The 23,916-nt window shown below is 58.4% G+C and carries 18 protein-coding genes; 10 read left to right on the forward strand and 8 right to left on the reverse strand.

Annotated elements, in window-relative coordinates; all coding sequences use genetic code 11:
* Window positions 1–3 precede the first annotated feature (3 nt).
* The 3 genes from UN63_RS03180 to UN63_RS03190 are packed head-to-tail and all read right to left on the reverse strand — an operon-like array spanning window position 4 to window position 2,392.
* Complete coding sequence (locus tag UN63_RS03180) at window positions 4–744, reverse strand: ABC transporter permease (RefSeq protein ID WP_104485333.1); 741 nt, start codon at window positions 742–744, stop codon at window positions 4–6.
* 48 nt (window positions 745–792) lie between these two features.
* The gene (locus UN63_RS03185) at window positions 793–1,569 is read right to left on the reverse strand and encodes an ABC transporter substrate-binding protein (RefSeq protein ID WP_104485334.1); all 777 of its coding nucleotides are present in this window, start codon (window positions 1,567–1,569) and stop codon (window positions 793–795) included.
* Between the two features lie 55 nt (window positions 1,570–1,624).
* A complete protein-coding gene (locus UN63_RS03190) occupies window positions 1,625–2,392 on the reverse strand; it encodes an ABC transporter ATP-binding protein (protein WP_104485335.1) in 768 nt (255 codons plus the stop codon).
* Window positions 2,393–2,789: 397 nt separating this feature from the next.
* On the opposite strand from UN63_RS03190, the gene UN63_RS03195 reads away from it, so the two are divergent.
* From UN63_RS03195 to ycaO, 3 genes are all read left to right on the forward strand, one after another.
* A complete protein-coding gene (locus UN63_RS03195; protein WP_104485336.1) occupies window positions 2,790–3,698 on the forward strand; it encodes a LysO family transporter in 909 nt (302 codons plus the stop codon).
* 370 nt (window positions 3,699–4,068) lie between these two features.
* On the forward strand, window positions 4,069–5,172 hold the full coding sequence (asd, locus tag UN63_RS03200) for an aspartate-semialdehyde dehydrogenase (protein ID WP_104485407.1): 1,104 nt from the start codon (window positions 4,069–4,071) through the stop codon (window positions 5,170–5,172).
* Between the two features lie 582 nt (window positions 5,173–5,754).
* The gene (ycaO, locus tag UN63_RS03205) at window positions 5,755–7,512 is read left to right on the forward strand and encodes a 30S ribosomal protein S12 methylthiotransferase accessory factor YcaO (RefSeq protein ID WP_104485337.1); all 1,758 of its coding nucleotides are present in this window, start codon (window positions 5,755–5,757) and stop codon (window positions 7,510–7,512) included.
* A gap of 80 nt (window positions 7,513–7,592) precedes the next feature.
* On the opposite strand, the gene UN63_RS03210 is transcribed toward ycaO, so the two are convergent.
* Both UN63_RS03210 and UN63_RS03215 read right to left on the reverse strand, forming a co-directional pair.
* Complete coding sequence (locus tag UN63_RS03210) at window positions 7,593–8,327, reverse strand: DsbA family protein (protein ID WP_104485338.1); 735 nt, start codon at window positions 8,325–8,327, stop codon at window positions 7,593–7,595.
* Between the two features lie 67 nt (window positions 8,328–8,394).
* Window positions 8,395–9,018: an energy-coupling factor ABC transporter permease gene (locus UN63_RS03215; RefSeq protein WP_229793551.1), complete on the reverse strand. Its 624-nt coding sequence runs from the start codon at window positions 9,016–9,018 to the stop codon at window positions 8,395–8,397.
* 278 nt (window positions 9,019–9,296) lie between these two features.
* On the opposite strand from UN63_RS03215, the gene UN63_RS03220 reads away from it, so the two are divergent.
* The 6 genes from UN63_RS03220 (at window position 9,297) to UN63_RS03245 (ending at window position 17,530) form a co-directional block, all read left to right on the forward strand.
* On the forward strand, window positions 9,297–10,244 hold the full coding sequence (locus UN63_RS03220) for a TAXI family TRAP transporter solute-binding subunit (RefSeq protein WP_104485340.1): 948 nt from the start codon (window positions 9,297–9,299) through the stop codon (window positions 10,242–10,244).
* Between the two features lie 140 nt (window positions 10,245–10,384).
* Complete coding sequence (locus tag UN63_RS03225; protein ID WP_104485341.1) at window positions 10,385–12,397, forward strand: TRAP transporter permease; 2,013 nt, start codon at window positions 10,385–10,387, stop codon at window positions 12,395–12,397.
* Window position 12,398: 1 nt separating this feature from the next.
* The gene (locus UN63_RS03230; protein ID WP_104485342.1) at window positions 12,399–12,773 is read left to right on the forward strand and encodes a DUF1850 domain-containing protein; all 375 of its coding nucleotides are present in this window, start codon (window positions 12,399–12,401) and stop codon (window positions 12,771–12,773) included.
* Window positions 12,774–12,781: 8 nt separating this feature from the next.
* Window positions 12,782–14,530 carry an ATP-binding protein gene (locus tag UN63_RS03235; RefSeq protein WP_104485343.1) on the forward strand — a complete coding sequence of 583 codons (1,749 nt, stop codon included), beginning with the start codon at window positions 12,782–12,784 and terminating at the stop codon, window positions 14,528–14,530.
* The gene (locus UN63_RS03240; protein WP_104485344.1) at window positions 14,523–15,845 is read left to right on the forward strand and encodes a sigma-54-dependent transcriptional regulator; all 1,323 of its coding nucleotides are present in this window, start codon (window positions 14,523–14,525) and stop codon (window positions 15,843–15,845) included. The genes UN63_RS03235 and UN63_RS03240 overlap by 8 nt, the downstream gene beginning before the upstream one ends.
* A 161-nt stretch (window positions 15,846–16,006) precedes the next feature.
* Window positions 16,007–17,530: a GGDEF domain-containing protein gene (locus UN63_RS03245; protein WP_104485345.1), complete on the forward strand. Its 1,524-nt coding sequence runs from the start codon at window positions 16,007–16,009 to the stop codon at window positions 17,528–17,530.
* A gap of 2 nt (window positions 17,531–17,532) precedes the next feature.
* Here the strand turns inward: UN63_RS03245 and UN63_RS03250 are convergent, their stop codons facing one another.
* Window positions 17,533–18,264: a DUF3108 domain-containing protein gene (locus UN63_RS03250; RefSeq protein WP_104485346.1), complete on the reverse strand. Its 732-nt coding sequence runs from the start codon at window positions 18,262–18,264 to the stop codon at window positions 17,533–17,535.
* 272 nt (window positions 18,265–18,536) lie between these two features.
* Here UN63_RS03250 and UN63_RS03255 point away from each other — a divergent pair, with 272 nt between their 5' ends.
* The gene (locus tag UN63_RS03255; RefSeq protein WP_104485347.1) at window positions 18,537–19,175 is read left to right on the forward strand and encodes a response regulator transcription factor; all 639 of its coding nucleotides are present in this window, start codon (window positions 18,537–18,539) and stop codon (window positions 19,173–19,175) included.
* A 50-nt stretch (window positions 19,176–19,225) separates the two neighbouring features.
* On the opposite strand, the gene UN63_RS03260 is transcribed toward UN63_RS03255, so the two are convergent.
* Window positions 19,226–22,720 (reverse strand): hybrid sensor histidine kinase/response regulator, encoded by a 3,495-nt coding sequence (locus tag UN63_RS03260; protein WP_104485408.1) that lies wholly within the window; start codon window positions 22,718–22,720, stop codon window positions 19,226–19,228.
* On the reverse strand, window positions 22,717–23,862 hold the full coding sequence (locus tag UN63_RS03265; RefSeq protein WP_104485348.1) for a 3-phenylpropionate MFS transporter: 1,146 nt from the start codon (window positions 23,860–23,862) through the stop codon (window positions 22,717–22,719). The genes UN63_RS03260 and UN63_RS03265 overlap by 4 nt, the downstream gene beginning before the upstream one ends.
* Window positions 23,863–23,916 lie beyond the last annotated feature (54 nt).

The raw sequence follows: 23,916 nt of genomic DNA on the forward strand, positions 1-23,916 counted from the left end.
TTATTACCTCGTCTGAATGGCGTAGTGACGCTCTGCCCATTTGAGCATGGAGGTCGACAGGGTAGTAAACAGCAGGAAGATTACCGCCACCGCCATGTAAAAGGTAAAGGGAAGCTGGGTGGCGCCCGCCGCCAGCGAGGCCTTGCGCACCATGTCGTCCAGACCGATGATCGACACCAGCGCCGTGGTCTTGAGCAGTACCAGCCAGTTGTTGCCGAGCCCCGGCAGGGCGTGGCGCATCATCTGCGGAAACAGAATACGACGAAACACCAGGGACGAATTCATGCCATAGGCGCGGGCCGCCTCCAGCTCACCCTTGTCCACGGCCAGAATGGCGCCGCGAAAGGTTTCGGTCATGTAGGCGCCGAAGATAAAACCGATGGTGATGATGCCGGCCACGAAGGGGCTGATTTCCACATAGTCGGGTAAATAGCCGACCCACTCGTGGGCGGGATCGCCGCCGCCTATCCAGTCGTTCAGCTTCTCGTTGAGCGAATAGAGTGAATTATTAAGCAATACCTGACCACCGAAGAAGATCAGCATCATCAGCACCAAATCGGGAATACCCCGTATCACAGTGGTGTAGCCGGTTGCGAGCCAGCGGGCAGGTTTGAATGAGGAGAGTTTGGCCAGTGCCCCCAGCAATCCCAGGGTAACCGCCAGCAGTAATGATAACAGGGCCACCTGTATGGTGACTCCCGCCCCTTCCATCAGGGCGCCTTCGTATCCTTTCAGATCCAGCATAACGATTTCCTATCATATCGGCCCCGAAACGGGGCCGATAAACGCTGATTAACCGCCGTAAACGTCGTATTCAAAGTACTTGTTGTTCACTTCTTCGTACTTTCCGTTCTCACGCAGATCCAGGATGGCCTTGTTCAGCATGTTTTTCAGGTCTTTATCCTGCTTGCGTACCGCAATACCGAAACCTTCGCCGAACCATTGCTCATCGGTGACCGAGGGGCCGACAAACTCGAACTGATCACCGCCGTCCTTGTTCAGCAGCCCTTCTTCAATGGCGGTGGCGTCCAGAAACACATAGTCGATACGGCCGGACTTCAGATCAAGGTAGGCTTCATCGGCGTTACCGTAGCGCACCAGAGAGACGTCACTGCCGAAGTTGTCGGTCAGATACTTATCGTGGGTGGTGGCGATTTGTACCCCAACTTTCTTGCCTTTGAGGCCTTCCTTGCTCAAATCGAGCTCGGTGCCTTTTTTGGTCACGAACTTGTTGGGTACCAGCGCGTATTTACCGGTGAAGTCCACGGTGCGCTTGCGCTCTTCGGTGATCGACATGGCAGCGATAATGGCGTCGTATTTACGAGCCAGCAGCGCCGGAATAATGCCGTCCCAGTCTTGCGCCACCAGATCGCATTTCACCTGCATCTGCTCGCACAGGGCATTCGCCATGTCTACGTCAAAGCCCTGCAGCTCGCCGTTTTCATCGGTCCAGGAAAACGGAGGATAAGCGCCTTCGATACCAAAACGTACGGTTTTCCATTCCTTTGCCTGAACCGCGCCTGCCGCCAGGGTGGCCATGATAGCGCCCGCAACCCACAGTTTTTTCATAAGTATTACTCCTTGTATTACGCCTTGTGTATCAGTTATTTATTACTCGCCGACTTCAATAGGACGACGATATAAACTGCTTGAATCGCTCCGAGCTGGGGTGGGCAAACACCTGCTTGGGATCGCCCTGCTCCTCCACCAGACCCTGATGCAAAAATATCAGCTTGTTGGAGACTTCCCGGGCAAAACTCATTTCGTGGGTCACCACCAACATGGTCCGGCCTTCTTCCGCCAGGCCACGCATCACCCCCAGCACCTCGCCGACCAGCTCGGGGTCCAGTGCCGAGGTAGGTTCATCGAACAACATCACCTCGGGGTCCACCGCCAGAGCCCGGGCGATGGCCGCCCGCTGCTGCTGACCACCGGACAAATGGCTGGGATAATATGCCCGCCGCTCATAGAGCCCGACCTTGTGCAGCAGCGCCTCGGCCTTTTCGATAGCCTCTTTCTTCGGCACCTTGAGCACATGCACCGGCACCTCGATGATGTTCTCCAATATAGTCATATGGGACCATAAATTGAAACTCTGGAACACCATGGCCAGCCGGGAGCGAATGCGTTCTACCTGGCGCATGCTGACCGGCTCACGCTCGCCGGCCTTATTGGTGCGCATTTCGATCAGCTCGCCATGCAGCCGTACTTCACCGGCCGACGGGGTTTCCAGCAGATTGATACAGCGCAAAAAAGTAGACTTACCGGATCCGGAAGAACCGATAATGGAGATAACGTCGCCGTTGTCGGCCTTTAAATCGATGCCTTTCAGCACTTCCAGGGAGCCGTAGTGTTTGTGCAGTCCCGACACTTCCAGGGCAGCTTTACTCATCCGTTAGACCCTTGTTCCCGATGCCGACAAGACGGCATAGTTGCATTAATGGTTAACAGCTTGTTAACCGTCGTAAGGAAAATTACCATCTGTTTGCGTCAATAACAACAGAATCTACTTTCAAAAACCGCATTAGTTGGTTTTTTATACAAGATAATACTCTATCAACAGTATAATATTATGCAAAAATATCGAATAAATTATCAAGTGTGAATATTTCCACTGCTTCGGCTTTCGCGGGACCCCTTATGCCTCTCACGCAAGATCCCGACTCTGCGCCTAAAGTCACACCGCACATATTTCGGCTTTTTTTTCCATTTCGGCTCACGTATCCTGTCACCAATGGAATATAGCGGTAAAAAAACCAGCTACATCAATAAATTGGAAGATAAACTCTATGTACTCAGGCTTACTTATCGTGTTGTTGCCCCTGGCGCTGGGCTATTGCATCCCCTGCCGCTCCCAGTCGATCCTGCATGTCATCAATGTATCGGTGGCACGCATGGTCTACCTGATCCTGTTTTTGATGGGCATCAGCCTGGCCTTCGTCGATAACCTGACCTCCCACCTGGGTACCATTTTTACCGTCTGTCTGGTGTTTCTCGCCTGCATTACCCTGGCCAATCTGGCCGGACTCTGGCTGCTGGATGTGCGCCGCGGCCGGGTCAGCGGCGAGCGGGGCGCGCCCGTCATCAGCAAGTGGACGCTGCTGCTGGACTCGGTCAAGCTCTGTCTGGTGATACTGGCGGGGGTGCTGCTGGGGCAGTTTCTCGACCCCGACTGGTTTGCGGTCGATACCCTGAGCGAGTGGGCGCTGATGCTGCTGTTGCTGCTGATCGGCATACAACTGCGCAATTCCGGCATGAAGCTCCGGCAGATATTGCTCAATCCCTGGGGCCTGACCATCGCCCTGGTGGTCATGGTCACTTCCTGGGGCGGCGGCCTGGCCGGTGCCTGGCTGCTGAACATGCCGTTGAGCCACGGCCTGGCTTTTTCGTCCGGCTATGGCTGGTATTCGTTGTCGGGCATCCTGATCAGCGACCAGCTTGGGCCGGTGATGGGCAGCGCCGCCTTTCTCAGCGATCTGGCCCGGGAGCTGGTCGCCATCATGATGATCCCGGCCCTGATGCGCCGCCACCCGTCCTGCGCCATTGGCTATGGCGGCGCTACCGCCATGGACTTTACCCTGCCGGTTTTGCAGCGTTCCGGCGGTGTGGCTATAGTGCCGGTCGCCATCGTCTCCGGCTTTATCCTGAGCCTGGCCGCGCCGGTCTTCATCCTCGCCTTTCTGTCTCTCGGCGGCTAAGTTGTGACCATCGTCTTTCCTTTATTTCTTGCACCTTTTTGCTCAATCAGTATGGTGATTAGGGTCTGTTGACCTTTCGAGATGATTTTTGCAGCAGTTTGTGGGGGCTTGATACAAGGCAGCGCTTATGCCGTGTAGTCACTCTACATAAATAAGCGATAACGCAGTAGCAAGCCCCCACAAGCGCTGCCCTGCGGGTTCGGCTAAACGCGCTTTTCTCTTTGTTGAGAGGGCTTTGCTTAGGGTTACTAGGCTACACCCCTCTCGTCGCGATAAAAACGCGTTTAACTCGAACCAGATTTCACCGCGAAAGGTCAACAGACCCTTAGGGCAATTTATTTATTCACTTCCAAGGGAAGGACATTTGATGATGAAAACTGTAGGTCTGGTCGGTTGGCGCGGTATGGTGGGCTCGGTATTAATGAGCCGCATGGTGGAAGAAGGTGACTTTTCCCGCATTAAGCCGGTCTTTTTCACCACATCCCAGGCGGGTCAGCCAGCTCCCGACTTCGGCACCGATGCCGGTACCCTGCAGAACGCCTACGACATCGATGCCCTCAAGGCGCTGGATGTAGTACTGACCTGTCAGGGCGGCGACTACACCAAGGAAGTGTATCCCAAGCTGCGTGCCGCCGGCTGGAACGGCTACTGGATCGACGCCGCTTCTGCCCTGCGCATGGATGACGAAGCGCTGATCGTGCTGGACCCGGTCAACGGCACGCAGATCCAGCAGGCCCTGGACAATGGCGCCAAGACCTTCGTCGGCGGCAACTGTACCGTCAGCCTGATGCTGATGGCACTGGGCGGCCTGTTCGAAAAGGATCTGGTCGAGTGGGTGGCCGTGTCCACCTATCAGGCGGCCTCCGGCGGCGGTGCCCGTCACATGCGTGAATTGATCACCCAGATGGGCATGCTGCGTGACGAAGTGGCCGACGAGCTGGCCGATCCGGCTTCCGCCATTCTCGAGCTGGAACGCAAGGTCACCGAAAAAACCCGCAGCGGCGATCTTCCGGTCGACAACTTCGGCGTACCCCTGGCCGGCAGCCTGATTCCCTGGATCGACTCCCAGCTGGAAAACGGCCAGAGCCGTGAAGAATGGAAAGGCCAGGCCGAGACCAACAAGATCCTCGGCATCGAGCAGGCCATTCCGGTTGACGGTCTCTGCGTGCGCGTCGGCGCCCTGCGCTGCCACAGCCAGTCCTTCACCATCAAGCTGAAGCAAGACATCTCCATCCCCGAGGTCGAGAAGCTGCTGGCCAGCCACAACGACTGGGTAAAAGTGATCCCCAACGACCGTCAGCTGTCGATGGAAGAGCTGACCCCGGCCGCCGTGACCGGCACCCTGACCGTACCGGTTGGCCGTCTGCGCAAGCTGAACATGGGCCCGCAATACCTGTCCGCCTTCTCGGTTGGCGACCAGCTGCTGTGGGGTGCCGCCGAGCCCCTGCGCCGCATGCTGCACCTGCTGCCGTAAGCGATGTCTTGGTTTTAATGTTCAAAAGCCCGCCACCCGGCGGGCTTTTTCGTGCTGAACAGGTTAAACGGCTGCTGCTGATTTAGCTGAGATCGGGCAAAGGGCCCGCTCCGCCGACCCGCTCAAGCACCTCCCTGTGACGCTCAGCACATGACATCCATGTCATGTGATGGTCGGTGGAGCAGATCCCTTTGCCCTCCTTGATGCTCCGGCATTGCCTGTTGGCGCCGTCTGCGGGCACTTGGAGTTAAAGAAGAGGAAACAGGGATTGCCTCCACCGACCGTGAAATGCCAGGGCCGAAAAATGCTCCTGCCGTTCCGGCATTCCCGCCCTCCCTGGCGGTCAGACGGCATTTCCGAGCCTCCATGGGGCAGTCTTCTGCCCTATATCTTTGTTGGGTAATGGACCGAATATCCAGTGAATATTCGCAGCCGTTGCCCAGCAAAGATGGCTAGCCCAGTGGCGTGTCGGTGGAGGCAACCCTGTTTTCTCAATCACCCTTTTCATGATGCCGCTTGTTCAATTTCTGTGCTCGGGTTAGGATCTGCCCCCTTTTTGCCGATCACACCCAAGGACTCCCCATGAAAACCTTTATCCCCAGCAAAGACGCCGCGCTAGAGGATTCCATCAGCTATTTTCAGCAGCAGCTGAGCACCCTGGGCTTTGATATCGAGGAAGCCTCCTGGCTGAACCCGGTACCCAATGTGTGGTCGGTACATATCCGCGACAAAGACTGCCCGCTGTGCTTCACCAACGGCAAGGGCGCCAGCAAAAAAGCCGCCCTGGCCTCGGCCCTGGGTGAATATTTCGAGCGTCTGGCCACCAACTATTTCTTCGCCGACTTCTATCTGGGCCAGGACATCGCCAACGGCGACTTCGTGCACTATCCCAACGAAAAATGGTTTGCGCTGCCCGCCGACAACGGCCTGCCCGCCAGCGTGCTCGACGACTATACTCGCGGCTTTTACGATCCGGACGGCGAGCTGACCGCCGACATGCTGATCGATCTGCAGTCCGGCAACGAAGAACGCGGCATCTGCGCCCTGCCCTTCGAGCGTCAGGGTGACAACCAGACCGTTTATATTCCGATGAACATCGTCGGCAACCTCTATGTGTCCAACGGCATGAGCGCCGGCAACACCCGCACCGAAGCCCGCACTCAGGGCCTGTCCGAGGTGTTCGAGCGCCATATCAAGAACCGTATCATTGCCGAGCGCATCAGCCTGCCGACCATTCCGGCCGAGGTGATGGCCCGCTACCCGCACATTCAGGAGCCCATCGCGGCGCTGGAAGCGGAAGGTTTCCCCATTCACGCCTTCGACGCCTCTCTGGGCGGTGAATACCCGGTGATCTGCGTGGTGCTGTTCAACCCGACCAACAGCACCTGCTTCGCCTCCTTCGGCGCCCACCCGCGCTTCGAAGTGGCGCTGGAGCGTACCGTCACCGAGCTGCTGCAGGGCCGCAGCCTGAAGGATCTGGACGTGTTTGTACCGCCTTCCTTCGAAGATGACGAAATAGCCGACCACCACAATCTGGAAACCCACTTCATCGACTCCTCGGGCCTGATTAGCTGGGACATGTTCAAGGACCAGGCCGATTATGAATTTGCCGACTGGGACTTCAGCGGCAGCTCGGAGCAGGAATTCAATCACCTGATGGCTATCTTCAACCAACTGGAGCAGCCAGTGTACATCGCCGATTACGAGCACCTGGGCGTGTATGCCTGTCGTATTCTGGTGCCCGGCATGTCCGATATCTACCCGGTCGAGGATCTGCAACTGGCCAACAACAGCATGGGTGCCGGCCTTCGCGCCACTCTGCTCAGCCTGCCGGCCAGCGATTCGGACGCGGAGCAGCTGATGGGCCTGTACGAACTGCTGGAAGAAGAAGGACTGGACGACTTTACCCGGGTACGCGAACTGATCGGCATAGCCCCGAACAAGGGCACCGCCTGGCATACCCTGCGCGTAGGCGAGCTCAAGTGCATGCTGGCACTGGCCGCCGGTGAGCGGGAAACCGCCCTGGAATACGCCGACTGGACCCTGAGCTTCAACGCCTCCGTGTTCAGCGACGAGCGTCACCGTTACTATCGCTGCCTGAAAGCCGCGCTGGAACTGCACCTGTCGGACGAGCGGAAGCCCGCACAATACCGCTCGGCCTTCGAAAGCATGTTCGGTGCCGACACCGTTGCGCAGGTGTGGCAGCAAATCGACGGTAGCGCCCGTTTCCACGGTCTGACTCTGGCCGACGAAAGCCTCAAGGACTTTGCCGCCCACCAGGCGCTGCTGGCCACCTACGAGAAGCTGCAAAACGCCAAGCGCGCCGCCAGCTGGAAGTAACGGGATTGGGGAATGGGGAATGGGGAATGGGGAATGGTATTCCTATTCCCTGCTCCCTCATCACTATTCCCTGTGTTTAATCAGGACTGCTTGTCTTTCAGTATGTCTTTCAGCGCGGCGGCGTCGATGGCGCCCGGGATCAGGGTGCCATCGGGGAACACCAGTGCCGGCGTGCCGTTCAGGCCCAGACTGCGGAACAGGCTCAGGTTCTGGCTCAGCTTGTCGGCAATTTCCTTGCTGTCGGCTTTCTTCTGCAGTGCCTTGGCATCCAGCCCGGCCTTGTCGGCAATGGTGGCCAGGGCGGCGGTCTGCACTCGCTGCTGGCTCATCAGTGCCTGATGCAGCTCTTCATACTGACGGGGCGCCTCCTGGGCTGCGGCCAGCGCCAGACGCGCCGCCTGCACCGAATCGGGACCCAGAATACCCACATCCTTGACGATCACCTTCAGCTCGGGCTCGCTCTTGATAAGCTCTTTCAGGGTCTCGTTCATACGGCGGCAATAAGGGCAGTTGTAATCGGTGAAATACACCATTTCAATCTTGCCCTTGGGGTTGCCCATGATGCCGTCGGTGCGGTTGGCAAACAGCTGAGCCGATTGCTGCTTCAACTGCTTGGCAAACTCTTCCTGCTGAGCCATCTGGTCTTTTTCTTCCAGCTTGATTATCGCCTCACGCAGGATCTCCGGCTGCTCCAGCAGGGTTTCGCGCACCAGTTTCTGGAATTCATCCCGGCTCATGTCCGCCTGTGCCGGTGTGGCGGACAACAAACCCAGCGCCAGTATGGAGGCCAGGGGTTTCAATACTCGAGGGGTCATCAGCTTCTCACTTCAGATTGAGTTATCGGGGCAGACTACCAGACAGTCACGACCATCAGAAGAGCCCCTACTTGTTAATAAGATAGTCACGGTCGAAAAAAGTATTCATCCACTGGGGTTTGAACACCACCAGCAGGGTGATAGCCATGCCGTTGAGCATGGCTTCGGGAAACAGCAGCAAGGGCAGGGTGCCGACGTAGTTGTCCATCACCACTTGCCAGCTGTATTGCCCGGACCACACCATATAACCGGAAAAAAGCAGGGTCTTGACGGTGATGGTCAGTGCCGCATTGAAGAAGCCTGCGACGAAAATATAAACGAACAGATGCCGATACAGATAGCTGTAAGTCAGCAGAAACACGAAATAGCTGAACGACAGTGGCACTATCACGCCCAGCAGCAGATTGGTGCCGAAATCAGGCCAGGGATCGAAACCGAACAGGGTGATCAGCAGCAGACTCAGGGTGCCCATCAATACTCCCATCCGCCAGCCCAGCATCAGCGCCAGGGTGGTCAGGCCGAGAAAATGTACCTCCAGCCCGTCCTTGACCCCGGCCTGCAGCATCCACAACGGCACCAGAACGATGGCCGCGCCAAAACTCAGGTGCTGACGGGTCTTGTCCGCCAGCCAGGGTCGCCAGTCAAATTTCCAGGCGGCGACTAACAGCACCAGCATGCTCGGTAAAATCAACGACAAACTCCTTTCCGGATCCGGGTACCACAGCGGCAGAACACCACCCGATAATACTACATGCCTGCACCAAACTGCATGGCTGTGCCTACCCCCCACTAACGGGCATCGCTTTCCGAAAAAACAGAACGCATTTAGCCATAATTCTGAAAACCCAGAATTAACATTTAATCATCCCATAAAAATCAACAACTTAAAAATAAAAACAGCCTATTAACTTTGGCACCAAAACTGCAACCTTATTGCTGCACAATCATAACCAACAAGGAAGCCAACCAATGAAGGTCATCAAACACTGCCTGCTCGGCGCCACCCTGGCGTTGTCGGTTACCGCCACCCAGGCCACCGAATTCATCAATGTGCTCACCGGGGGCACCAGCGGTGTCTATTACCCGCTGGGCGTGGCTATCTCCCAGTTGTACGGCAAGCAGATTCCCGATGCCAAGGTACAGGTGCAGGCCACTCGCGCCTCGGTGGAAAACCTGACCCTGCTGCAACGTGGTCGCGGTGAAATCGGCTTTGCCCTGGCCGACAGCGTGGGGGATGCCTGGAACGGCGTAGAAGAAGCCGGCTTCAAGGCACCACTGAAAAAACTGCGTGCCGTGGGTTCCACCTATTCCAACTACATCCAGATTGTGGCCCGGGCCGACAGCGGTATTACCAGTCTGGAAGATCTGAAGGGCAAGCGCATTTCGGTCGGCGCGCCACGCTCCGGCACAGAGCTGAATGCCCGCGCCATCTTCAAGGCCGCCGGCATGAACTACGACGACTTTTCCCGCACCGAATACCTGCCCTTCGGTGAGTCGGTCGAGCTGATGAAAAACCGCCAGCTGGATGCCACCCTGCAATCTGCCGGTCTCGGCATGGCCGCTTTCCGCGATCTGGCTTCCCATGCTCCCGTGATATTCGTGCCCATTACCGCCGAGCTGGTCGCCAACATCGACAATGACGCCTATCGTCCCAGCATGATCCCCGCCGGCACCTATACCGGTCAAAACAGCGATGTACCTACCGTAGCTATCAGCAACCTGCTGATCACTCATGAAAAGGTATCCGACGAAACCGCCTATCAAATGGCCAAACAGGTATATGAGAACCTGCCCGCCCTGCGCAATGCCCACAGCGCCGCCGAGGGCATCACCGCAGAAGGTGCCGTTCAGGGCCTCCCCCTGCCGTTGCACCCCGGTGCCGAACGCTATTACAAGGAAAAAGGCCTGTTGAACTGACAGTCCTGAGCCATCGGTTGTCTTCAGCCGATGGCTCAATAGCGAGTAACCAGAACCCAAACAATATCGAGTCCGTTACCGACGGCAATCGTATAAACTGCAGCCTGGCCGAATATCGGCGGACGGGCTGAGGAGTGATGATGAGCGATACCCAAACCCGACCTCAGGCGCTTGTGTTTTATGGCGCCCTGGCCTTTTCAATCTTCCAGATTGTCACCGCCGCCTTCAGCCCCTTGTCCACCACTGTGGTCAGGGCCGTTCATGTCGGCTTTCTGCTGTTTCTGGTTTACCAGATTTACGGTGCTCGCGGCCAGCGTCTGTCCCGCCCCTCGGTCTGGAGCCTGCTGCTGGGGGCTACCGCCCTGCTGTTCGCCTTCTACCACTGGTGGTTCGAAGCGGACCTCGTTTATCGTGCCGGTGACATGAACCAGACCGACTGGATTATCGGCAGCGTCACCCTGCTGATGGTGTTCGACGCCGCCCGCCGACTGATGGGCTGGGCGTTGCCCATGATTTGCCTGAGCTTCGTCGCCTATGCCCTGCTCGGCCAGCACTTGCCCGACGTCCTGATGCACAGAGGCTACGGTCTGGATCAGGTGGTGTCGCAACTGGCTTTCAGTACCGAAGGCATCTACGGCACCCCGACTTATGTTTCCTCCAGCTACATCTTCCTGTTTATCCTGTTCGGTGCCTTTCTCGAACAGGCCGGCATGCTCAAACTGTTCAACGACGTGGCCATCGGCTCCGTCGGTCATACCCGTGGTGGCCCGGCCAAGGTGTCGGTGCTCTCTTCCGGCATGATGGGCACCATCAACGGCTCCGGCGTGGCCAACGTGGTCAGCACCGGACAGTTCACCATTCCGCTGATGAAAAAATTCGGCTACAAGTCCGACTTCGCCGGTGCAGTAGAAGCGACCAGCTCCATGGGCGGACAGATCATGCCGCCGGTAATGGGTGCCGTGGCCTTCATCATGGCCGAAACCATCAACGTACCTTATGTAGACATCACCAAGGCCGCTTTGATCCCCGCCGTGCTCTATTTCTTTACCGTATTTCTGATGGTACATCTGGAAGCGGGCCGCGCCGGCCTCAACGGCCTGCCCAAGGCCGAATGTCCCAATCCGCTGACCGCCCTCAAGCAACGCTGGTATCTACTGCTGCCGCTGGTGGCACTGGTTGTCATGCTGTTCTCCGGTTTCACCCCCTTGTTCGCCGGCATGATGGGACTGGCCCTGACGGTAGTGTTGATCATGGGTAACGGCATCGCCAAGCACCTGGGTGCAAAGGGCCTGCGCTACGCCTTTTGGGTCGGCCTGGGTCTGGCCTGTGCCAGCTTCAATCATTTTGGCATCACCGCCATTTTCGTCATCGTCGCCATCCTGACCGTGCTGCTGCTGGTCAAGCGTGAACAGAACATTCTCAGCACCGTGGTCAACGCCCTCTATCAGGGTGCTCTGCATGCACTGCCAGTCGGTGTGGCCTGTGCCCTGGTCGGGATGATTATCGGGGTTATTTCTCTTACCGGTGCCGCCACCATAGTCGCGGGTTACATCATTCAGTTGGGCGAGCACAGCTTGCTGTTATCGCTGATACTGACCATGTTCACCTGTTTGGTACTGGGCATGGGCATCCCCACCATTCCCAACTACATCATCACCAGCTCCATTGCCGCTCCAGCCTTGTTGGAGCTGGGAGTGCCGCTGATCGTTTCGCACATGTTCGTGTTCTATTTCGGCATAATGGCTGATCTGACGCCGCCGGTGGCGCTGGCAGCCTTCGCCGCCTCGCCCATCGCCAAGGCCTCTGGCCTGCGGATCGGCATGCGTTCGCTGCAAATCGCCATTGCCGGCTTCGTGGTACCCTACATGGCGGTCTATGCCCCCGAGCTGATGCTGCAGGGCGATGCGGGCCTCGCGGCCACCATCTTCGTGGTGTTCAAGGCTCTGCTGGCGGTGTCGCTATGGGGCATGGGTGTGATCGGCTACTGGCTACGCCCCTTTGGCTGGCTGGAGCGCCTGATTGCCATCGCCGCCGCCGCCCTGTTGGTGTTCTCTCTGCCTTTCACCGATGAAATCGGTCTGGCCCTCGCCGCCGTGCTGCTCGGCCGTCACTGGCTACAGGCCCGACGCCAACGCCAACTGGCACCGGTCTGATATGCTGTGTCTGGCTACCGCCGTCACTACCGTGATGCTGCTGACCAGCAGCATCACCCTGAGCTGGGACCACTCGGTGGAAAAAACACACTGGCAGGAACACTACCAGATAACTGACAACCAGTTGCACCTGGTGGAAGCCAGCGTGCAAGGCTCGGGGGCCGGCATGGAGCCTCCCCCCGGCGCTCGACTGGAACAGGGCGCCTGGCACTGGCAACCGGATATCTGGCTGGAACAGCTAACCCTTGCCAGTTCAGAGTTTACCGGAGATTATACCCTGTGCCTGGACTCGGGCCTGTGCCGACCGCTCGGTCACTGGCTGCTGTCCGGGCACAAGGTTACCCTGATTCCCTGTGATGCTCCGGAGGTCAACTGAAGCCACCTTTGCTCAAAAAACGTATATTGTGGCTGTTCGGTCTTCTGCTGTTCAGCCTTTTGCTGCTCTGGATCTGGCTTGGCAGCTGGCAACGTCAAATAGCCGAGCAAGAACTCTGGGCCCAGCAGCAACTGCAGATATACCGGGCCACGCTCGTGTCGGAAATAGCCCGCTTCGAAAATATTCCCCGCGCCCTGCAGTCTCATCCTGTGCTGACCAGAACCTTGGCCAGTCCCAATAATATCGACGTAGTCACCCGTGCCAATCAGTTACTGGAACAACTGGCAGCTGATACCGGGGTAGAGACGCTTTATCTAATGAACGCTCAGGGCACGGTTCTGGCAGCGAGTAACTGGCAACAGTCCTATTCTCTTGTTGGGCAGAACTATGGCTTTCGGCCCTATTTTCACGATGCCTTGCAGGGGAGCTTCGGCGAATTTTACGGGGTCGGTGCCACCACAGGTATTCCCGGTTATTTCTTCGGTCTGCAAATGGACCATGAAGGTACCAACAGCGGGGTACTGGCTGCCAAGATTACCCTGCTGGAACTGGAAAAAAGCTGGCAACCGACGAGGGACTTGGTGATGGTGGTGGATCCGGATCAGGTGATCGCCCTCGCCTCCCGCACCGAACTCAAGTTCAAAACCCTGACGCCACTCAGCCCGAAAGCCCGGCAACGCCTGGACCGCACTCGTCAGTATGCGCCCCTGCCACTGACGACACTGGAGCTTGGCAGTCGTAATGGTCAGCCGGTCTGGCAAAGTAAGCAGTATCGGGTAAGCCAGCTTGACCTGCCCCGGCGGCAATGGCGACTGCAGCTGTGGTGGCCAAGCCGGCCGCTGATGGTGAATGCCACTCTGGTAACGGCCGTGGCCGGGTTCAGCATTATCGCCATGACTCTGCTGTTGCTTTACTGGCGTCAGCGGCGCCGCTACATACAGGTTCAGCTCAAGGCTAAAAACGAGCTTGAGCACAAGGTAATGGAACGCACCTCAGCCCTGGCCACCAGTAACGTCCAGTTGGCACGGCAGGTACGAGAGCGCACTCAGGCCGAGGCCCGGCTCAGAGCTATACAACATGAATTGATCCAGAGCAACCGACTGGCGGCCCTTGGCCAGATGGCTGCCAGCGTTGCCCATGAAGTCAATCAGCCGCTGACGGCGTTGAAAAATCAGTCGACCAATACCCTGCTACTGGCGCGGCGCGGCATGTATCCACAAGTGGAGGAAAGTCTGCAAACCATGGGCCGTCTGGTGGATCGCATGGCCAGGCTGACCTCACAACTCAAGTTGTTTGCCGCCACCCGACGAAAAACCCGTGGGCTCTGTCGGCTCGACGAGGCGCTGGACAATGTACTGAGCTGGCTGTCACCGCGACTGGACGAACAACAGATCCGCCTGGAAAATACTCAGACGAAAGGCCTGACGCTGCCAATAGAACTGCACGCCCTGGAACAGGTATTGGCCAATTTGATCTGCAACAGCCTGGATGCTCTGGTCGGCCGGGAAGAGGCCTGCATCACTCTGGAAGCAGGCGATGACTTTCTTTGTCTGTGGGATAATGGCCCCGGTATTGCCCCACCACTGCTGGACAAGGTGACGGAGCCGTTTTTCTCTACCAAGGAGGCTGGCCAGGGACTAGGTCTCGGGCTCGCCATCGTCCGGGATCTGGTGGAAGCCAGCGACGGACGGCTGGAGATAACCAGCTCACCCTCAGGCGGTGCCCGTTTCACCCTTAACTGGAGCCAAGATGAATAACACTGCCATTGAAGTCTGGCTGGTCGAAGACGATGACGATGTCCGGCAGACCCTGCTGCAAACCCTGCAACTGTCGGACCTTCCCGCCCGAGGTTTTTCCCGCGCCGAACAGGCACTGCAGTCCCTGACGCCGGAAGCCCCGGTGGTAGTGCTGTCCGATGTGCGCATGCCGGGCATGGACGGGCTGGCCCTGCTGAAACAGCTGCAGGCACGTGATGCCGAGCTGCCAGTGCTGCTGCTCACCGGTCATGGCGACATCCCCATGGCGGTGGCCGCCATTCATCAGGGGGCCCAGGATTTTTTTGAAAAGCCCTTCGAGCCGGAGCAATTGTTGCGCAGCCTGCGCCGGGCCATCGACAAACGGGCTTTGGTACTGGAAAACCGCCGACTGCGCCGCCAGCTGGCAGACAGCAGAGGGCAGACCTTGCTGCTAGGGCAGACCCCACAAATAGAACAGCTTCGCCGTCAGATAGACAACATCGCCGATACCTCGGCCTCGGTGCTGATCCTTGGGGAAACCGGCACCGGTAAAGAAATGGTGGCCCGCAGCCTGCATCAAGGCAGCGGGCGCAAAGGCAATCTGGTTGCGGTCAACTGTACCGCCCTGCCCGAGTCTATTTTTGAAAGCGAGATGTTCGGGGCCGAACCCGGCGCCTATACCGGGGTGAACAAACGCCGCATCGGCAAGATCGAGCACGCCGATGGCGGCACCCTGTTCCTGGACGAAATCGAAGGCATGCCGCTGAACCTGCAGGCCAAGATGCTGCGGGTGTTGCAGGAATCGGCACTGGAGCGGCTCGGCGGCAACAAGCTTGTCAAGGTCGATGCCCGTATCGTCGCCGCCACCAAAGTCGATTTACAGCGCGCCAGCGCCGCGGGACTGTTTCGCGCCGATCTGTATTTTCGGCTTAATGTGGTCACCCTGGCCCTGCCGCCCCTGCGTGAACGGCGGGCCGATATCCCACTGCTGTTCCTGCATTTTATCGAGCAAGCCAAAGAACGTTACCATAGGGATGTGCCGCCGCCGGACGCCGCCCTGATACAGCAATTGCTCAACCGGGACTGGCCCGGCAATGTGCGTGAGTTGCGCCATCATGCAGAACAATATGTGCTGGGGGTACTGCCGTCCGCCCCCTCAGCGCCGGATCTGACCCTGCCACAGCACCTGTTCCGGCTGGAGCAGCAACTGATCCTGGCCGCCATGAAGCAAGCCGAAGACAATGTCGCACTGGCTGCCGAACGTCTGGGTATTCCCCGCAAAACGCTGTACGACAAGCTGGCCAGATACAAGCACACAAACGGCGCAGAACTGTAGATTCAATTAACTCTCTTTCATCTTGCTACCGATGATGCGTTACGGTTAACTTAGACCTGATAACAATTCAGAGAAAACCGCCGTCTCCCGGCTTTTCTTGACTAGAATAAAAGCGCGCCCAGGAAATCATCATCAAGCCCAGAGACAATGCAGGAACATGGATGAAACTGCCCAAAATATCTCGTTGGCTACCACAGGATCATTATTCGTTTGTCGCTACCTCATTACTGCTGGTGGCGCTGGCGCTGTCGAGCTGGTTTATCAGTCGGCACTGGATAGACCTGCGTATTCAAGGACAGTTACAGGAACTGAAGCTGCAGAGCACTCAGGTCACCTCTTCTGCCGTCGAAAATCTGCAACGGGACAGTCAGCACACCAAGGAAATTGCCCGGTCTCTGTCATCGTTATCCAGCCTGCAGCTTTCCCTGAGGAACGGCCGTTATGGTAGCGCCCTGAAGACGGATCTGAACCAGTTTGGCAAGGCTTTCGAGCTCGGTGGTATCTGGCTGCTCGACCGACAGGGCAAGGTGCTGGCACAAAGCACCGACAGCCCCCCCCCACCGGAGTTTGGCCTTTATACCGACGGCAGGCGTCCCTTGACTCGTCTGGTCTTCGATTCCGAGCATCAGCAGGCCAGGATTTATCACGCCAATCCGGTCACGGCAAATGGTTCCGTGACCCTGTTGGTCTGCGCCACCGTGACTCCCATCAGTCTTCGGGCATACCGTATCGAATTGCTGGTGACCGATGCCAACCGCATCATTTCCCTGGCGGATAATCCAGACTGGTTGAGCTATTCGCTCGGCGAGCCTTCCACCCGGCTGTCGCCGGACGCGGCAGAGCCCCCCCCGCCGTTACCGGTCAGTATCAGCCCTTTGCTTCCCGAAGTGCTGCTGCTCGGCCCGGGGAATGAGCCAATACTGCTGGTCAGTCACTCCACCGACAGCAAAGACTACCAGGTACACGCGCTCGCGGATGCCGGCCCCATTTATCGTCAGGCCAGAGAGAAAGACAACCTGGCGGCCATCATCACGCTGGCAAGCACCGGCTCCTTGTGGGGCGGCTTTCTGACCATTCTGACCCTGAAGCGAAACCGGCGACACAGCCTGGCCATGAGCCGAGTCAATGATGAACTGTTGCGTCTGAACCAGCAGCTCAAGCAACAAGCCACCACCGACGCGCTGACCCAGTGCCCTAACCGACGGGCCGCCGAAGCACGGATGCGATATGAGCTGGCCAATCTGCAGCGTTATCATCATCCCTTCTGCATCGTGATGATCGATATCGATCATTTCAAGCGCATCAACGACCAGCATGGTCATGACATCGGCGACAAGGTGTTGCGCCACTTTGCCGTCACCGGCCGAAAAGCCATACGTGACACCGACGTGCTGGCCCGTATCGGCGGCGAGGAATTTTTACTGATACTGCCACAAACCCATCATCAACAGGGTCTGCAGCTGGCTCAGCGACTGCTGGATAATATTGCGGAAACACCACTTTATCTTTCCGACAGAACCGTCAGCTTTACCTTCAGCGGCGGCCTGACCGAAGCCGCCGTCGAAGACGGCATCAGCCAGCTGCTCATCCGCGCCGATCAGTTCCTGTATCAGGCCAAGGAAGAAGGTCGCTGCCGGATCTGCTGCGACACTCCGCTGTCAGTCAAGTCGGCAGCCGTCGGCTGAACCTACTGTTTGGCCTGATGCCCGACAAGCGTTGCCGGCTTGTCCACCAGCCTGTAACTGAGCTTGTCCAGGGTGACTGTGACCGCCAGCTGGCGGTTTTCTTCGTGGCTGATCTGCACCAGCTGGTAATCCAGCTCGGGCGCCACCCAGAAGCGGGTTCTGCGCTTGCTGTTGCCTCTGTCCCGCTCGACGATCAGGCTGTCGAAGGAACCGATACCGGTTTTAACCACTTCCTTGCCCACCACCTTGAAGGTGGTCTGCTTGATTTCACCGTCGCGTACAACCGGGTAGGTAAGAGTGGTCTTGCCGGCCATCAGATCACAACGCGCCTCGAAGAAGAAGCTGACTGAGTCGAAGGCGCCGCCTTCGGTCGACAACAGCTTGTCGCCGCCTTTGCCCTGATAAAGCACCATATTGGTCTGGGAATCAAACACCAGCCGCTCTTCCGGCCGCTTCCCCAAGTACTTGGCCTTGTAGCTAAAGGTATCCGGCCGGGCGGTGCAATCATTCCACTTGAAACTGGCTTTCTGCTCCACATCCAGCAACCAGTGAGCCAGGGAAAAATTGACATGGTAGCGGTCTTTGTTGCGATCTATGGTCAGGGTATTCACCCCTCGGGTCGGATCACCATTCAGCAACACGGAAAATTCGGCCCGCAGGTGATCGATGTCCCTGGCGGACGCGCTCCCGGCAGCCAGCAGGCCGCAGAGTGTCAGTAGGCATTTTTTAAACATTCGGCTTTCCTCATTCAGTGTTCTGCCTGAACATCCGGCAACGTCTGCACCAACCATACACCAATCAATCCCAGTAAAGAAAACACCAGAATCACCGCCAGGCTGGATAACAATACCAGCTGCGAGCTCGACTCCTCGCTTCGTTCACTCCCTGTATCACGAAAATTACCACACGCAGTTCTCAGACCGAAGCCGAAGCCCTATCATAACAGGGCAAAAACGATGGGATCAGTTTCCATTGCCTACTCACAGACACAGAATTCGGATACGACATGGAAACGGGCTACCGCATTATTATTGCCGACGACCACCCCTTGTTTCGCAACGCCCTGCACCAGGCGGTTGAACTGGCCATTACCGGAGCCGAGCTGCAGGAAGTCGACAGTATCGATAATCTGATGCGGCTCCTGAGTGAGGTCGATGAGGTCGACTTGCTGCTGCTGGATCTCAAGATGCCCGGCGCCAGCGGTTTTTCCGGCTTGGCGCTGCTGCGCAACCAGTATCCGGATCTGCCGGTGGTGATCGTCTCGGCCAGCGAAGAGCCGGCGGTGGTACAGCAGGCCATGCGTTTCGGTGCCCTGGGTTTTATTCCCAAGTCCGCCCCCATGCGAACCCTGGTCAGCGCCCTCAACACCATTCTCGAGGGCGACCCCTGGTTTCCCGAGGGGATCAGCCTGGACCACGCTCCCGAGGATAATATTGCCGAACGGCTGGCCAGCCTGACGCCGCAGCAATTTAAGGTGCTGACCATGTTGTCCGAAGGCCTTCTCAACAAGCAAATCGCCTACGAACTGGCCGTATCGGAGGCAACCGTCAAGGCCCATGTCACCGCCATCTTCCGCAAGCTGAACGTCAAGAACCGCACCCAGGCGGTTATAGCCCTGTCCCAGCTGGAAGGCGGCGAGCTTTAATCACAGCCGGGAATGGGGAATGGGGAATGGGGAACCCTAATCCCTAATCCCTAATCCCTGCTTTTCACCAGATGCTGCAGCAGCGCACGCAGTTTCAGCGGCTTCACCGGTTTACTGAGATAACTCAGGCCCAGTTGCCGACACTGGGCCTGCAACTCCGGCTGTCGGTCGGCACTGATCACCACGGTAGGCACAGGTTCGAACTCACGTCGCAGCGCCTCCACCAACGCCACCCCGGTTTCCCCCTCATCCAGATGATAATCCGACAATATTACCTGCGGTTCGAAGCCGTTGAGGCAATGTCGGTGCGCCTCGTCGCCGTTCAATGCCAGTTGCACCTGACAGCCCCAACGGGTCAGCAGGCCCGACATAGCGGTGAGAATATCGGTGTCGTTGTCGATGCACAGCACTCGTAACCCCGCCAGCTGGCTGTTGCTGGTAGCCGGTAACGTTGGTAACAGCGAGTCTTCCTGTTCGCCCCCCGGTTCCGCCCTAGGCACGGTCACACTGAACACCGAGCCCTTGCTTTCCGTTGAGTGTACCCCCAACCGATGGCCCAGCATCACCGCCAGCCCCTGGGCGATGGCCAACCCCAGGCCCAGCCCCTGCTGATGATGGCGCTGGCCATGCTCCAGCCGCATGAATTCGTCAAAAATCACTTCCTGTTTATCCGAGGCGATACCGGGGCCGTTGTCCCACACTTCGATACGCAACTCGTCGCCTCGCTCTGCATCACGACAGCGACGCAAGCCCAGCAAAATGCGACCGCCCGGGTTATAGCGCAGGGCATTGGTGAGAAAATTCTGCAGGATACGGCGCAATAGTCGCGCGTCGCTGTGCACGCCTAGCCCGGTGGCCACCACATCGAAACGGCCGCCGTCCTGTTCGGCCAGCACCCCGAACTCGGCCTTGAGGGTATCGAACAGGTTATTGAGCGCGAAGTCACCGGGTCTGGCCGTCAGCTTGCCCGACTCCAGCCGCGACATGTCTAGCAGGTCGCCGATCAGGTCTTCGGCCGCCGCCAGAGAGCGGTCTATGTGTCCCGCCAGCCGACGGCTTTCGTCATCGCCCGAAGTTTCCAGCCAGGACGATGCAAACAGCTTGGCCGCATTGAGCGGTTGCATCAGATCATGGCTCACCGCCGCCAGAAATCGGCTTTTGGAGGCACTGAGCCTTTCGGCCTCATGGGTCGCCGCCAGCAACTGCTGGTTGACCGCCGACAACTCCCGGGTGCGTTCGGCCACCCGGGCCTCCAGCACCACATTGGCGTCTTTGAGCAACTGCTCCGCCTGGCGGAAGGTGGTGATGTCGTTGAAGGTCATGACAAAACCGCCACCGGGCATGGGATTGCCCTGCACCTCAATCACCCGACCATCGGGCCGGGTACGGGCAGACACATGAGCGCTGCCGACTTTCATGTGATTCACCCGCCGGGCCACATGTTCGCCTACGGTGCCGGGGCCGCAGAGGCCCCGTTCTGCGTTATAGCGAATGATGTCGGCGATGGGTCGTCCCACCTGGATAAGCCCCGACGGATAGGCAAACAGTTCGATATAACGCCGGTTCCAGGCCACCAGGTTCAGCTCTTTGTCCACCACCGAAACGCCCTGACCGATGTGCTCGATGGCACCCTGTAACAGGCCCCGGTTAAAGCGGAACACATCGCCAGCCTCATCGACGATGGCGGCCAGCTCATCCAGCTCCATAGAGCGGCCCTGCAGCACCGACGACAACACCAGGCGCGCCGACGAGGCGCCGAATACCCCGGCCAGCACCCGCTCGGTATGACGGATCAGACTGGCCGGCGCCTGCATGCTGCCCTCCAGCGTGCCCTGTTCGCCGGCATACCGGGAAAAGGCCCGGCTGACTCTCGCCTCGCCCACAAAGCGGGAAGCCAGCTGTTCCAGCTCCTGTACCGACACCTTGGCCCGGTAGACATCGCCGTCATCCCTGCTCTGCCGGCCGACAAAGGCCGCAGCCTGAAAGCGCTCGCTGACCGAGGGAACAGACAGCCAGGAACCCAGAAGATAGGCAGCCAGATTGAACACCAGGCTCAGCAAGATGCCCCAGGTGACCGGGCTCATCTCGCCCACAGCGCCCCAGGCGGGTGGCGTCAGCAACCAGAGCAGAAAGTTGGTGTCTGCGTCGCCGGCAAAGAGCCCGGTTTCGGCCATCAGGTTCAGCAGCCACATCAGCATGCCCAGGCTCAGGCCCCAGTAGGCCCCGCGCCGGTTACCACCGCGCCACAGCAGCCCCAGCACCAGGGCCGGAATAAACTGGGCGATGGCCGCGAAACTCAGGTAGCCAATCCGGGACAGGCTGTCTATGTCTTCCAGCCACAGAAATACCAGCCAGGCGGTGGCCATGATCACGATAATGGCGGTACGGCGCACCTTGAGCAGAAGCTGGGAAAAATCGTTGAAATCGGCGCCTTGCAGCTGGCGGCGACGCAGTATCATCGGCAGCACCAGATCGTTGCTGACCATGATAGCCAGCGCTATGGTGGAGATAATCATCATGCCGGTGGCGGCCGACGCCCCGCCGATGAAGGCCAGCACCGCCAGCCCCGGCTGGTCCAGTGCCAGCGGCAGGCTGATGACATAGGTATCGGGCGAGGTATCGACGCCCAGCCACTGCTGGCCGGCCAGCGCCAGCGGCAGCACGAACAGCCCCATCAGCAACAAATAGACCGGAAAGATGCGCCGGGCCCAGCGCAGATCCGCCGGATCATGGTGCTCTACCACAGTGACATGGAACTGGCGCGGCAGACAGATAATGGCGCTCATCGACAGCAGGGTATAGACCCCCATGTCGAGCAGGTTGGCACCGGTCACCTGGGTGAAGTTGCCAATAAAATCTTCGGTAATCATCACTCGCTGCTGGTTCGGGTAAGCCAGGATCAGCCAGAGTGCGAAGCCACCGACCACGATAAAGGCCACCAGCTTGACCAGCGATTCCACCGCAATCGCCACCATGACGCCACGCTGGTGCTCGGTGGCATCGATATGGCGGGTGCCGAACAGTAGAATAAAAACGGTAAACAACAGGGTAACCATGAAAGCCACCTCGCCCGCTTCCCGGCCAACCCCGCCGACCACATCCGGTGCTATCAGGTTCAACCCCATGACGATGGCCTTGAGCTGCAGGGCGATATAGGGCAGCACCCCGACGATGGCGATCAGGGTGACATAGACCGCCAGCCGCTGAGACTTGCCGTAACGGGCGGAAATGAAATCGGCGATGGAGGTAATGTGCTCGCGTTTGGCCACCTCGATAAGCCTCGCCACAAAGGGACCGGCCAGGGTGAAGACGATGATGGGGCCGAGATAAATCGAGAAATAAGTCCAGGTGTCGGTGCTGGCCTGCCCCACAGTGCCGAAGAAGCTCCAGGAGGAGCAATACACCGCCAGCGAAAAACTGTACAGCAGGGGTCGCAAACGCCGGGCGCCCGCTCCCATCCGTACCTTGTCACCCAGCCAGGCACAGATAAAGAGCACCGCCAGATAAGCCAGCGCAATATTAATGACGGTCCAGCCCTGCATCAGGCCTCCTGTGGTGATGTGTGCAGAGGGGTCCTCAGCAACCAGAACGCCGGCAGCACTATTACCGCCATCAGCCAGTAAACCTGGCCGCCGAGCGAGGGGTACAGCTGGCCGCACAGCACCAGCAGCAAGGCCACCGTCAGTCCCATCGCCAAAGCGGCATACAGAGCCTGGGCACCGAACACCGCCGTCCCGCCCAGATCCCGACTGATATAACGTATGGCGCCCAGATGACTCAGGCAAAAACTGCCCGCGTGCAGCAACTGGGCCAGCATCAGCCAGACCAACTCGGTCGTCGCGCCCAGCATGCCCCAGCGCAGCAGGGAGCAAGCGGCCCCTGCCAGCAACAGCTGACGAGCACCGAAACGTTCAAACCATCGTTTGTTCATGGCCAGCACCACTATCTCGGCCAGTACCCCCACCCCCCACAGATAGCCGATAGCCGTGGTGCTGTAACCCTGCTGCTGCCAGTGCAGCGCACTGAAACCATAGTAAAAGGCATGACAGCCTTGCAACAGCGCCACTATCATCAGGAAACGCCGCATACCGGGTCGACGCCACACCTGAAGGATCGAATCTCCCTTCCCGCCCAGCTGACTGTCGACCGGAGCCGGGCTCATGGGCAGCCAGCTCAGCAATAACAGCAACCCCAGCGACAACACCATGGCATGCAAGACCCACTGAGGCCCCAGGTTGTTGCTCAGGCTGCCCACCACCAGGTTGGCAGCAATGAAGGCCACCGCGCCCCAGAGCCGGGACTTGCCGTAATCCAGGTGCACCTGCACGATTAACCGGCTAGCGATGGCCTCGCCCACCGGCATCAGGGTCGGGTAAATCAGGCTCACCAGCACCATCAACACCACCAGTGCCAGGCTCGACTGGCCGCCGTAAAAACAGGCAAAGCCCAGCATGCTCAACAGACTCAGCCAGCGCACCGCCGGCAGCAAATGGCTGGCAGCCCGAACCCGACTCATGATGCCGAGATTGCCGATGCAACGCGCCGCCATGCCCAGCCCGAGCAGGATCCCGATAAAACCGGCATCGGCGCCGACATGACTGAGCCACAAGGACCAGAAAGGCAGGAAGGTGCCATAACCAAAATAATAAATGGCAAAAAACAAGGAAAGCCAGAATGCAGGTGCCACGTCCGGTACTCCGGTACAGAGTTATGGAATAATGCGACCTATGATAATAACTTT

This window comes from Oceanisphaera arctica (assembly GCF_002936955.1).
Taxonomy (GTDB): Bacteria; Pseudomonadota; Gammaproteobacteria; order Enterobacterales; family Aeromonadaceae; genus Oceanimonas; species Oceanimonas arctica.